Here is a 12,936-nt window from a genome sequence, read left to right as displayed (position 1 = left end):
ATATGAATGGCTGAGATGAAGGCTCGAATGGTGTTCAAGAATGTGGACGCCGAACTGGAGGTCGACCAGATCTCCTTCGATGACGGTTGGGACATGCTCCAGGTCGAGGACCCCGCCTCGGACACGTTCGTCAACGTCTGGGCGACCGCGGACGGCTCCGTCGAGATCCATCTCGTCAAGGACCCGATGGTGGGCCTGGACTATTTGACCCTGTACGGCGACGACGTGTCGGACATCCAGCTCGACATCGAGGAGCGGTCCTCCTTCTGGTCCACCGAGGAGGCGCTGCGGGAGATCGGGCGGGCCACCGACCGCGACGACCGGCTGCGGGCCGTCTACACGGCGGCGCTGTCCGCCACCGACGCCGAGAGCGACGCCGTGGTGGCGGCGTTCCGCACGGTCAGCCGGGACGACGATCCCGGGATCCGGCTGTCGGTGGTGGTCGCGACGGGCTATCTCCAGACACCCGGCCTCGTGGAGATCGTCGCCGACCTGGCCGCCTCCGATCCGCACGACACCGTCCGGGAGAACGCCCGGATCCTGCTGGAGGGGATCGAACGAGAACGTGGAGGTGGATGGTAGATGAGCATGTTCGCCGACATTCCGAAGGCGATCCGGGCCTCGATCGTGGTGATGGACCCGGGCGGCCCGCGGCGGGTCATCGTCATGCAGTTCAATCCGGACTCGCTGGAGCGCAGCATCCAGCCGCAGGCCGCCGGGGGTACCTCCGGTGCGAGCGGAACCGGGACCGACGGCGACCGCAACGAGGCGCTGCGGCTCAAGGGGCCGGCCGAGGAGCAGTGGAAGTTCACCGCCGAGATCGACGCCACCGATCAGCTGGACGTGGCCGCGCCGGACGGCATCCACCCGCAGCTGGCCGCGCTGGAGATGCTCGTCCAGCCCACGGTCGCCCAGCTGCGGGAGTCCATCGACGCGGCCCGCCGGGGCGCCATCGAGGTCAATCCGATCGAGATGCCGCTGACCCTGTTCACCTGGGGCGGCAAGCGGATCATGCCGGTCCGGCTGACCGAGTTCTCGGTCAACGAGCAGGCGTTCGACGTCGACCTCAACCCGATCCGCGCGTCGCTGAGCATCGGCATGAAGATCCTCACCGTCAGCGACCTGCCGGCCGGGCACCCCGGCGGTGACTTCTACCTCGCCCACCTGGCGATGAAGGAACAACTCGCCGCCCGCGGCAGCAGGATCGGAGGCTGACGTGCCCGAGCCCTACCCGAACGTTTACGACGGCATCCCCGGCGCTGCACCCTATCCGCGGACCAGCCGCTACGCCGCTGTCGAGATCGCGGTGCACACCCGGCCGGACGGCCAGGAGATCCGGTACGCCCGGCACCGGCTGCTGCCACCGCTGCCGGACGGCGACCACACCGGCGTCCACACGGTCACCGCCGGTGAGCGGCCCGACCTGCTGGGACGGCGCTTCTACGGCGACCCGGAGCAGTGGTGGCGGATCGCCGACGCCAATCCCGTGCTCGACCCGCGTGAGCTGACCGCCGAGCCGGGCCGCGCGATCGGCGTACCGGAACGGGGTTTTGATCTTGGCTGACGAACCCTTCGGGCGCGGGCCGCTGCACCTCGACCTCAGCATGGGCCGCGACCTGCCCCGGCCGGTGCCGCCGGAGGTCGGCGACGCGCTGCTGTCCGCGCAGATCACCGCGACCGCGGGTGAGCGCAGCGGCTTCCAGCTCGCCTTCGACCTCACCAAGAACGGGCCGATCGCCCGGCGCTACCTGCCGGAACGCTTCTTCCACCCGAGGACGCGGGTGGTGCTGAGCACGACACTGCGCGGCGCGACCACGGTGCTGTTCGACGGGCTCGTCACCCGGCAGGAAGTCGGCGCCAGCAACCGTCCCGGCCAGTCCACACTGACCGTCACCGGCGAGGACCTGACGCTCGTCATGGATCTGGACGAGCGCGCCGAGGGCTTCCCGAACCTGGCGCCCTCGCAGCGGGCCGAGCTGATCCTGCGCCGGTACGCCGGGTACGGCATCACGCCCCGGGTGATCACCGAGCAGGTGCCGCAGCCGCCGGACGCGGCCCAGCGCATCGACTTCCAGAGCGGCACCGACCTGCGATATCTCCACCAGCTGGCGCGCGCCAACGGCTACACCTTCTACCTGGAGCCGGGGCCCGAGCCGGGCCGGTCGACCGCCTACTGGGGACCGCAGATCCGCACCGGGGTCCGCCAGCACGCGCTGTCGGTCAACATGGACGCGAATTCCACCGTCGACCAACTGACTTTCGCCTACGACGGGCTGGCCCGCGAGGAGCCGACCGCTCTCGTGCAGGATCCGGCCACCCGCGAGATCGTCCAGCTCGCCCAGCCGCCGATCGACCCGCTGCGCCCGCCGCTGGGCCGGGATCCGACCGAGGCGCTGAAACGGCCCAGCCTCCGCGACACCGCCAAACTCGGCACCGCCCAGGCGCAGGCCGAACTGCTGGCCCGGGCCGCGACGTCGGCCGACGCCATCGCCGGGTCCGGGTCGCTCGACGTCACCCGGTACGGCTTCGTGCTGCGCCCGCGTGAGCTGGTCGGCGTGCGCGGTGCGGGCGTGGCGTACGACGGCGACTACTTCGTCACCTCGGTCACCCACACCCTGCGACCGGGGCAGTACCTCCAGAACTTCACGATCTCCCGCGAGGGAATGGTCGCGCGCGGCGACACCGTGCGGCCCTAAGGAGCTTTCAGATGCCGGAACCGAGCAACCGTTTCCTCGGCAAGTACCGGGGCCGGGTCGTCGACAACGCCGACCCCCGGCGCATCGCCCGGCTACGGGCCGAGGTGCCCGACGTGCTGGGCCGGGAGTGGTCCACCTGGGCGCTGCCGTGCCTGCCGTTCACCGGTGAGGGGTTCGGGCACTTCAGCGTGCCGGCGGTCGGCGCCGGTGTCTGGATCGAGTTCGAACAGGGCGATCCCAGCCACCCGATCTGGTCCGGCACCTGGTACGGCGACGCCGCCGAACTGCCGCCGGACGCCCGTACCGCCCAGGAGGCCGAACCACCCACCCAGCCGGTCGTCATCCAGACCCGGGCCGGCCACAAGGTGGTCGTCTCCGACACCGCCGGTGGCGGGATCCTGGTGCGGGCCGGCGGTGCGTCGGTGCGGATCGACGGCGGCGGCGTCCGCCTCGAGGACGGCCTCGGCGGCGTGCTCACGGTCTCCGGCGGCCGGGTCGACGTGAACGGCCAGATCTTTCCGGGGAGGGCCTGATGCGCACCGACATCGCCGTCCCGTTCCGGTTCGGCGCCCGCGGCCGGACCGCCACCGCGACCCTCGACGAGCACGCCCGCGACCTTATCGAACAGCTGCTGTTCACCAGCCCGGGGGAGCGGGTGATGCGGCCCGACTTCGGCTGCGGCCTGCTCGACCTGGTGTTCGCCCCGACCGCCCCGGAGCTGGTCGCGGCGCTGGAGCTGTCGGTGCGGGCGAGCCTGCAACGGTGGCTCGGCGATCTGGTCGAGGTGCGGGCGCTGGACATGTCCGTGGCCGGCGGCACCGTGCGGGTCGAGCTGCACTACACGGTGCGGCGGACCGGCAGCGAGCGCAAGGACGTCTTCGAGGGGAGAGCATGAGCGAGCGGAGGCGCGGGGCGATCCGGGCGGCCGGCCACAACGGGGTCGACGAGATCGAGGTGAGCGACGACGGGCTGCGGCTCTCCGTCACGTTCCTGGGCCGGGCCCCGGACGATCTGCGGCCCGGCAACATCCGCATCGACGGCGGCCGGCGCGTCACCGGCGTCACCGCGGTCGAGGTGGAGGTGGAGCACGCGGACGACCCGGAGCTGGACGACCGGCTGCACGTCACCGTGGACCGGGTTGGCGACACCTCCCGCTACCGGCTGTCGATCGTCGAGACCGACGCCTACGGGCGGCCGGGGACCAGGCCGTACCCGGGTTTCGACCAGCGCTGTCACGGCGCCGGGTTCCGGTTCCGGCCACAGTGCGCGCCGCCGTTCGAGCCGCCACCGCCGGACCGGGTGCGCCCGCCCGGGCCGGTGATCGACTACACGGCACGCGACTACGACACCATCCGGCGGCTGCTGCTGGACCGGATGGCCCTGACCGTTCCGGCGTGGGTGGAGCGCGGTCCGGCCGACCTCGGCGTCGCCCTGATCGAGTTGCTGGCCTACACCGCTGACCAGATCTCCTACCAGCAGGACGCGGTCGCCACCGAGGCGTACCTGGACACCGCCCGCCACCGGGTCTCGGTCCGCCGCCACGCCAAACTGGTCGACTATTCGATGCACGACGGCTGCAACGCCCGCACGGTCGTCGTCGTGGACGTCACCGAGCCGGTCACCCTGCGGCCGGGCGAGTACCGGTTCGCGGCTGCCGGCGCGCACCGGTTCGCGGCCGTCGGCGCGGACCGGGGGAGCGTCGTCGACGACGAGCACGCCTTGATCTTCGAGCCGCTCGACCGGCGGCCGGCGCGACTGTGGCCGGAGCACAACGCCATCCGGTTCTGGACGTGGGAGGGTGACCAGCCGGCGCTGCCGGCCGGCGCCACCGCGGCGACGCTGCGCGACGACGACCGCTGTCTGCGGTTGCGGCCCGGCGACGTGCTGGTCCTCGAGGAGACCCGTGGCCACCGGCAGGCGGTCCGGCTGATCTCCGTCACGCCCGACACCGACCGGCTCTCCGGGCAGCAGATCGTGGAGGTGACCTGGGCGGGCGAGGACGCTCTCACCGGATCGCTGGACCTCGGCGACAGCGTGGCGCGGGGCAACGCGATCCTGGTCGATCACGGCCGGACCCTCCCCGAACCCGAGCCGGTCACCGCGCCGGGGCCACGGTCGGTGACGCAGGCCGTCCCGTATCCGCTTCCCGAGCACGTCCGCGCCGGTCAGGCCGCCCATCTGGCCGGTCTTCCGGAGCGCGCCCGGGAACGGCTGGCCGACCTGTGGCGTAGCGCCGGGGACCGCAACGGGCTGTCCGACAGCGAGGTCGACGAGCTGACCGTCCTGTTCGACCTGCCCTACGCCGAACGCACCCGGCTGCGCGAGGACCCGGCCGGCACGTTGCGCGAGCTGCTGGCCGGGAGGCAGCGCCGGCTGGCCGGAAAGCTGCGCCGACTGGAGGTTCTGGCCGCACGGGCCCGCGCCGGAACGGTCCTCGGCGACCACATCGCCGAGGAGATCGCCCAGACCTGGGGCGACCGGTACGCGGACGGACTGCGCCCCGGCGACCCGGTGCTGGCCGGCCCGGTCAGCGCCCTGGCCGGCGACCCGAGGCGGGCCCTGCCCGTCCTGCACGGCGACTGGACGCCACGCCGCGACCTGCTCGACAGCGGCCCCCGCGACCGCCATGTGGTCGGCGAGCTCACCGACGACGGCCGGCTCACGCTGCGTTTCAACACCACACCCCCGCCCGGTACGCGGATCGGCTACCGGGTCGGCGGCGGCACCGTCGGGAATGTCGGCGCCGAGGCGATCACCCACCTGGTCACGTGCCGCGACGACGGCGGAATACCGGCGGCCACCGGCGTACGCAATCCGCTGCCCGCCGTCGGCGGCACCGACCCCGAGCCGGTCGACCAGGTCCGCCGCCTCGCCCCGCTCGACCTGCGCCGTAGAAAGCAACGGGCGATCACCGCGGCCGACTACGCCGAACTGGCCTCCACGCTGCCCGGCGTGCAACGGGCGGCCGCCGAGATCCGGTGGACCGGCAGCACCGCCGAGGCGCACGTCGCCATCGACGCCGGTGGCAGCGGAGTCCCGTCCCAGCGGCTTCTGGACGAGGTGGCGGACCGCCTGGAGGCGTACCGGCGCATCGGCCACGATCTGGTGATCGCCCCGGCCCGCCCGGTCCCGCTGGACATCGTGATCGAGGTGTGCGCCGCCCCCGGCCACCAGCACGGCCGCATCCTCGCCGAACTGCACCGCAGACTGCTCGCCGCCTTCCGCCCGGACGCGCTCACCTTCGGCGACCCGGTCCGGGTGAGCCGGCTGACCGCCCTGGCCGCGTCCGTGCCCGGGGTGCGCACCGCCCGGGTGACCCGGCTGCGGCGGCTGTCCGCTCCGGACGCCGGGGAACTCGAGGCCGGCCTGCTGCGCCTCGGCCCGCTGGAGATCGCGCGGTGCGACAACGATCCGGACCGACCGGAGCACGGCCACCTGGAAATCGCCATGACCGACGGAGGCGACTGACGTGGACCACGGCACGTTCCTCAGCGACATGCTGGACCACCCGGCGCTGCGCCGGCTCACCGTGCGCACCACCGACGATCCGGCGATCGCCCTGCTCGACGCGGCCGCCGTGGTCGCCGACCTGCTCACCTTCCACGGCGAGCGGATCGGCGACGAGGGCTACCTGCGGACCGCCCGGGACCGGCGCTCGCTCGGGCTGCTCGGCCGCCTGGTCGACTACCGGCCGCGGCCGGGGCTCGCGGCGGACACGCACCTGGCGTACCGGCTGGATCCCCGCTCCCAGCCCGGCGGCGCGGACGTGGAGGTGCTGATCCCGCGCGGCTCGCGCAGCCGCAGCGTGCCCGCCGTCTCCGGGGAGCCGCCGCAGACCTTCGAGACCGACGCCGACCTGGTCGCCCGCGCCGCGTGGAACGACCTCGCGGTCCGCCGGCAGCGCCCCGACCCGCTCACGACCGACGATCTCACCCGGCGCGCCGAGATCCTGGTGGCCGGAACGGACACCCTGCTCGTGGTGGGGGACCGGCTGCTGTTCGTCTTCGGCGACGACCGGCGGCTGATTCCGGTGGCCCGCCTACGGATCGACCGGGAACGGGACGTCACCGCGATCGGCCTGCCCGGCTCACCGCCGCCGAGCCTTCCCGAGCTGATCGCCCAACTGCGGCGCGGTCTCGCCGAGCCGCGCCCGAACGGCACGCTCGTGGCCGAGGTGGACCGGTTCGTGCTGGCCCCGCTGGACGCCGATCTCGATCAGATCAACACCCCCGAGGGGTACGCCGGGCGCCTGGCCGATCCGATCCAGCGGCTCACCGAGGCCGCCGCCGTGGCCGGAACCCGTCAGGACGTCGCCGACTGGTGCGAGCGGCTCGCGGCGGTCCTGGCAGATCAGGCCGCCCGCGCCCGGGACCTGGGTGGAGTCCACATCGAGGAGCGCGCCCTCGCCGCGGCGGCCGCCCTGACCGGCCTGTTCGCGTTGCGTGTGACGGCCACGCCGTTCGGCGCCACGGCACCCCTGCAACCGGTCCGGGATCAGCAGGGCCGGGTGATCAACGTGACCGACTGGCCGCTGCCCGGGGCCACGCTGACCACCACCCGGATCGTGTTCGACACGGCCGGCCGCGCGGCGGTGCGGGCCGAGTTCGTCCACGCCCAGCCGGACGGCACCGTCCAGCACAGCGAGAACCTGCCGGTCGCCGAGACCGGTTTCGACCTCGGCCCCGGCCGGATCACCGTGACCGGCACCGCCGAGAAGGTCACCGTCAACCTGCGGCCGGGCCTGCCCGAACACGAGCTGACCGTCACCACCCCCACCGCGGAACGCCGGGTCACTGTCACCGTCGCCGGCCAGTCCGTCGAGCTGAGCCCCGGCGACACCCGGCCGGTCACCGTGGACGGCCAGGTGATCACCATCCGGTACCCCGGCGCACTGGAGATCGCGGTCGCGACAGTGCCGGACGAGAGCCTCCGTACGGTCCTGTCGCTGGACGCCGTCCACAACACGGTCACCCCCGGCAGCCCGATCGTCGTCGAACGACCGGGCCGGCCGCCGCTCGTCACCCGGGTCGCCCAGGCCCGCACCGCCACCTACGCCCAGTTCGGCATCACCGGCCGCGGCACCCGGCTCGTCCTCGACGACGCCTGGCTGGACGAGGGCGACGTGCTGCTGTCCCAGATCCGTGACACCACGATCTACGCGGGCGGTGAGCCGCTGCGCCCGGCCGGGCAGCCGCTCGCCGGGGACGTGCACGGCGACCGGATCGAACTGGCCGGCCGCCATGACGCCCTGCGTCCCGGCCGGATCCTGGCGGTCACCGGCGAACACACCGAGATCGTCACGATCGCCGCCGTCGACCACGGACCGGCGAACACCACCATCGTGCTGGCCGATCCGCTGGCCCACCGCTACCGGCGCGACACCGTCCGAATCCTCGGCAACGTCGTCCCCGCCGGCCACGGCGAGACCCGCGACGACCCGATCGGCAGCGGCGACGCCACCGCGGTGCACCAGACCTTCACCCTGTGGCAGGAACCGCTCACCTGGCTGCCGTCCGGCGACCCGATCGGCGCCCGCCCGGCCCTGGAGATCCGGGTCGACGGCCTGCTCTGGCAGCCGGCCGACAGCCTGGACGGGCGGGGCGCGGCGGAACGGGTCTACGTCCTCGGGAACACGCCGGACGGCCGGACCACGGTCACCTTCGGCGACGGTGTGCACGGCGCCCGGCTGCCCACCGGCCAGGAGAACGTCCGAGCCCGCTACCGGTTCGGGGCCGGACCGGAGGGCAACCTGCCGGCCGGACGGATCACCCAGCCGGTGACCCGGCCGCTCGGCGTCATCGGGGTCACCAACCCGGTTCCGGCCACCGGTGGCGCCGACCCGGACGGTTCGGGGCTGGCCCGGCGGCGCATCCCGCTTGCGGTGGCCACCCTGGACCGGCTGCTGTCCACCCGGGACTACGCCGACTTCACCCGCTCCCGGGCCGGCATCGGGCGGGCCGCGGCACGGGAGGTGTTCGACGGCCGCCGCCGGGTCGTGCACGTGACGGTGGCCGCGGTCGACGACGTACCCCTCGATCCGGGGTCTGACCTGTTGCCCGCGCTGCGGGCGGCGCTGGCCGCCCACGGTGCCCCCCGCCTGCCGGTCCGTGTCGATGTGCGTGAGCTGGTCGCGTTGCGGCTGGTCGCGGGGGTGAAGGTGGCCGCCGGGCACGCGTTCGAGATCGTCGCGCCGCGGCTGGGACGGGCGCTGCTGGACCGGCTCGGCTACCGCGGCCGGGATCTCGCCCACGACGCCTACCTGAGCGAGGTCATGGCGGTGGCCGACCGCACGCCCGGCGTCGACTACGTGGACGTGGCCGTTTTCGCCCCCGCCGACGGGCCCGGACAACCGCTTCCAGTGGTGCCGGCGCGGCCCGCCCGCTACGTCGAACAGACCCACCGGGTCACCGGCCCGGACCCGCAGACCCTGACGGCGGTCGCCGCCGCGGCCGGGATCCCGCTGACCGAGCTGGCCCGCCTCAACCCGGACATCACCGATGTCCGGCCGCTCCCGCCCGGCCGGACGGTGACCGTCTTCCGCGGCCTCCGGCCGGCGCAGTTCGCCGTCCTCGCCGCCGACGGCCTGACCCTGACGGAGATCGCATGACCAGCGAAAGGCTCGCCGCCGACGAACTCGTGGACCTGCTGCCGCGCTGGTACCGGCTCGCCGACGAGGAGGGCGGCGAGCCGCTGCGTGCGCTGCTCGCGGCGATCGAGGAGCAGATCGACCGGGTACGCGACGCGGCCGCCCGCCAGTACGAGGACTGGTTCGTGGAGACCGCCGCCGCCCGGGCGCTGCCGCTGATCGGTGACCTGGTCGGCTACCGTCCGCTGGCCGGATACCAGCGGATCCTCAGTGCGGGGCTGCGCGACGGTGGCCCGGCCGGCGCGTCGGTCCGCCGTCTCGCCGAGGCGCTCGCCCCGCGGCGGGATGTCGCCGGCACGGTCGGATACCGCCGCCGCAAGGGCACCCTGTCGTTGCTGGAGGAGCTCGCCGACTCGGCCGCCGGCTGGCCGGCCCGCGCGGTGGAGACCTCCCGCCTGCTGGCGCACACCCAGCCGGTGCGGCTCTACGGGGGCACGACCCGGACCGACACGGCACGCGCCGCCCGCGGCCGCCTCGCCGACCTGCGCGACGGCGGCGCCCTGGACCTGATCGGCACCCCGTTCGAGTCGTCCGCCCGCACCTTCGACGTCCGCCGCGCCGGGGTGGAGGTGCACGTGTGGCGGCAGCGGGCGTACCCGGTCACCGACGCCCCGGCGTACCGGGTGGAGGGTGCCCGCAACCTGTTCACGTTCTCCGTCCTGGGCGCCGACACCCACCTGGTGACCAGGCCCGAACCGGAGCCGTCCACCACCCATGTCGCCACCGTCGACAACGTGCCCGACCGGTTGCGGCGGCGCCTGTTCGCCGACCGTCTGGCCGACTACTACGGGCCCGGCAAGTCGCTGGTGATCCGGCGCGGTGACCGGATCGTCCCGGTGTCCGGCATCGTGGTCGCCGACCTGACCGGGTGGCGCTACCAGCCGGCCCGCGACCGGGTGGCGGTCGACCCGGAGCTGGGCCGGATCGCGTTCAGCCCGCGCGCCGACCTCGACGAGGGGGTACGGGTGACATACCACTACGCGTTCAGCGACGACCTGGGCGGCGGTGAGTATCCCCGTGACCTGTCCACCCCCGGGACCGTCTACCGGGTGGGCCCGGGTCACCCGTACCGGCGGATCGCCGACGCCCACCGCCAGTGGCGCGCCGACCGCCCCGCCGACGCCGTCATCGAGATCGCCGACAGCGGCGCCTACCAGGAGGAACTCGCCTTCCAACTGGATCACGGGCAGCGGCTCACGCTGCGCGCCGCCGACGGCGCCCGCCCGGTGCTGCGGCTGCTCGACCGGTCCAGCAACCAGCCCGACGCCCTCGTCATCGAGACGGGCGAGGACTGCCACGAGTCGTCGATGACCCTGGACGGGCTGGTGATCGCCGGGCGCGGCATCCGGGCCGGCGGGCCGCTGGCGGCGCTCACTCTGCGGCACTGCACCCTCGTCCCGGACGGCGAGGAGCCGAGCCTGTTCCTGGAATGCGCCACCACCACGGTCCACATCGAGCGCAGCATCCTCGGCCCGATCCTGGTCCTCGCCGACGAGGTCGGCACCGACCCGGCGCCTATCCATCTGCGCGACAGCATCCTGGACGCGACCGCCCACGACCGGCCCGCGCTGGGCGCCCCGGACGGCCGGCACGCGCACGCCGTGCTGCACGCCGAGCGGGTGACCGTCGTCGGCGAGACACACGTGCACGCCATCGAAACCGCCGCGGACAGCATCTTCACCGGGACCGTGCACGTCGCCCGCCGACAGCGGGGCACCCTGCGGTTCTGCTTCGTGCCTCCCGGATCGCGGACACCACGCCGGTTCCGCTGCCAGCCCGACCTGGCCGGACCCGACACGGCCACCCGGGTCCGGCCGCTCTTCGACAGCCTGGAACACGGCACACCCGGCTACGGGCGGCTCGCCACGCGCTGCCCCGCCGAGATCGCCCGCGGCGCCGGGGACGGCTCCGAGATGGGCGTCTTCCACGACCTCTACCAGCCGCAACGCGAGGACAACCTGCGTGCGCGGCTCGCCGGGTACACACCCGCCGGCACCCGCGCCGCCATCGGCTTCGTCAGTTGAAGGGAACCCGCACATGCACGCAGACCTGTCCCGCGACACCTTCCGCGCCGGCCGGAACTACTCGATGGTGCTCGCCCAGCAGGGCCGGGTCCAGCTCGACGCCGACCTCAACGAGCAGGCCGCCATCCAGAACCACCGGCTCCGTACCGTGGTCGCCGACCTGATCGGGCCGGACGGCGGGCCCCGCGACGACGCCGGATTCGCCGTCACCCACGTGCCCGGCGAGGGCGGCGCCCCCGACGACCTGACCATCGGCGAGGGCCGCTACTACGTAGACGGTGTCCTCATCGACGCCACCCGTCCGGTTCCCGCCAGCGCGGTGCCCGACGAGGGCGCCCCGCCGGAGCCGGAGGACCCCCAACCGTGGACCTGGTTCACCCAGCCCGACGGCTTCCGCGACCAGGACCGCACCGGCGACCGGCTGCCGGAGGCCTACCCGTACCTCGTGTATCTGAAAGTGTGGGAACGGGCCGTGACCGCCGTCGAGGAGCCCTCGTTGCGCGAGGTCGCGCTGGGTCCGGCGATGCCGGACACCGCGGCCCGGATCCGGGTGGTCTGGCAGGTGCACACGGTGCCCGAGGCGGAACTCGGCCTCTCCGGAGACCCCGACCCCGGCACGGTACGGGCGGCGCTGGCCGACTGGGCCAGCCGTGACGACGAGCCGCGCCTGGCCGCCCGCGCCCGCCGCCCCGAGGACACGGCCGGCGATCCGTGCCTGATCCGGCCGGAGGCCCGGTTCCGTGGGCATGAGAACCAGCTGTACCGGGTGGAGATCCACGACGCCGGCCCGGCCGCCGGGGCGACATTCAAGTGGTCGCGGGAAAACGGCTCGGTGGTGTTCGCCGTGCACGACGTCGACGGCGCCTGGGTGGAACTCGACACCGTGGACAAGGTGCAGCTCAGCGTGGGGGAGTGGGTGGAGGTGGTGGACGCCGCCTACACCGGCCGCCAGGAGCCGCTGCCGCTGCTGCGGGTCGAGGAGGTGGACCCGCCGGGCGGCCGGGTGCGCCTGTCCGCCGAACCCGCCGCCGGTGTGGGCCGCCGCCCCGAATTGCGGCCCTACCTGCGGCGCTGGGACCACACCGCGGGCGATGTCCTCCGAGTGGAGGAGGGCCGCTGGCTGCCGCTGGAGGACGGCGTCGAGGTGTATTTCGCGGCCGGCGACTTCGCCTACGCCACCGGCGATTCCTGGCTGATCCCGGCCCGGACCGCCACCGGCGACGTCGAGTGGCCCCGCGACCCGGCCGGCCGGCCCCTGCTGACCGAACCGTCCGGCGGCAGCGTCGCGCACGCCCCGCTGGCCTGGGTCACCGGCCCCGGCGAGCAGACCGACCTGCGCCTGCTCTTCGACCCGCTGGCCCGTGCCGTGCGGCCCGCCGCGGAGGAGGGCGCCACCAAGGCCGCCCGCCCGGCCGCCAAGCGCCGCACCCGCCGGACCACCGGAGACAGCCGGTAACGCCGGCGCGGCGGGCGAGCGCACACGAGACTCTTCGCGTGTGCGCCGGCCGAGGGTGTAACCGAAGTGGTCGCGCACGAGAGGCTCCGCGTGTGCCGGCGCCGAGGCATACCC

The 12,936-nt window shown here is 73.9% G+C and carries 10 protein-coding genes; all 10 read left to right on the top strand.

The genetic code is table 11. The features are described 5' to 3' along the window. Positions 1–27: 27 nt before the first annotated feature. The 10 genes from IEZ13_RS12245 to IEZ13_RS12200 are packed head-to-tail and all read left to right on the top strand — an operon-like array spanning position 28 to position 12,822. Complete coding sequence (locus IEZ13_RS12245; RefSeq protein WP_183221340.1) at positions 28–582, top strand: HEAT repeat domain-containing protein; 555 nt, start codon at positions 28–30, stop codon at positions 580–582. Continuing rightward, positions 583–1,215, top strand: coding sequence for a hypothetical protein (locus IEZ13_RS12240; RefSeq protein ID WP_183221338.1), 633 nt, complete (start codon positions 583–585; stop codon positions 1,213–1,215). 1 nt (position 1,216) lies between these two features. Continuing rightward, the gene (locus tag IEZ13_RS12235) at positions 1,217–1,564 is read left to right on the top strand and encodes a LysM peptidoglycan-binding domain-containing protein (RefSeq protein ID WP_203832589.1); all 348 of its coding nucleotides are present in this window, start codon (positions 1,217–1,219) and stop codon (positions 1,562–1,564) included. Continuing rightward, positions 1,557–2,696 carry a hypothetical protein gene (locus tag IEZ13_RS12230; RefSeq protein WP_183221336.1) on the top strand — a complete coding sequence of 380 codons (1,140 nt, stop codon included), beginning with the start codon at positions 1,557–1,559 and terminating at the stop codon, positions 2,694–2,696. Before IEZ13_RS12235 ends, IEZ13_RS12230 begins: the two co-directional genes overlap by 8 nt. A gap of 11 nt (positions 2,697–2,707) precedes the next feature. Beyond that, positions 2,708–3,229 carry a phage baseplate assembly protein V gene (locus tag IEZ13_RS12225; protein ID WP_183221334.1) on the top strand — a complete coding sequence of 174 codons (522 nt, stop codon included), beginning with the start codon at positions 2,708–2,710 and terminating at the stop codon, positions 3,227–3,229. Next, positions 3,229–3,591 carry a GPW/gp25 family protein gene (locus IEZ13_RS12220; protein WP_183221333.1) on the top strand — a complete coding sequence of 121 codons (363 nt, stop codon included), beginning with the start codon at positions 3,229–3,231 and terminating at the stop codon, positions 3,589–3,591. The genes IEZ13_RS12225 and IEZ13_RS12220 overlap by 1 nt, the downstream gene beginning before the upstream one ends. Further along, the gene (locus tag IEZ13_RS12215) at positions 3,588–6,164 is read left to right on the top strand and encodes a putative baseplate assembly protein (RefSeq protein WP_183221330.1); all 2,577 of its coding nucleotides are present in this window, start codon (positions 3,588–3,590) and stop codon (positions 6,162–6,164) included. The genes IEZ13_RS12220 and IEZ13_RS12215 overlap by 4 nt, the downstream gene beginning before the upstream one ends. A 1-nt stretch (position 6,165) precedes the next feature. Continuing rightward, positions 6,166–9,303 carry a putative baseplate assembly protein gene (locus IEZ13_RS12210; protein WP_203833774.1) on the top strand — a complete coding sequence of 1,046 codons (3,138 nt, stop codon included), beginning with the start codon at positions 6,166–6,168 and terminating at the stop codon, positions 9,301–9,303. After that, positions 9,300–11,366, top strand: a complete 2,067-nt coding sequence (locus IEZ13_RS12205; protein ID WP_183221328.1) for a hypothetical protein — start codon at positions 9,300–9,302, stop codon at positions 11,364–11,366. The genes IEZ13_RS12210 and IEZ13_RS12205 overlap by 4 nt, the downstream gene beginning before the upstream one ends. A 13-nt stretch (positions 11,367–11,379) precedes the next feature. Further along, complete coding sequence (locus tag IEZ13_RS12200; RefSeq protein ID WP_183221326.1) at positions 11,380–12,822, top strand: DUF6519 domain-containing protein; 1,443 nt, start codon at positions 11,380–11,382, stop codon at positions 12,820–12,822. The last annotated feature ends 114 nt before the right edge of the window (positions 12,823–12,936 follow it).

The organism is Actinoplanes campanulatus (assembly GCF_014647795.1).
Classification (GTDB): Bacteria; Actinomycetota; Actinomycetes; order Mycobacteriales; family Micromonosporaceae; genus Actinoplanes; species Actinoplanes campanulatus.
This window is presented reverse-complemented; position numbering and strand designations above follow the sequence as displayed.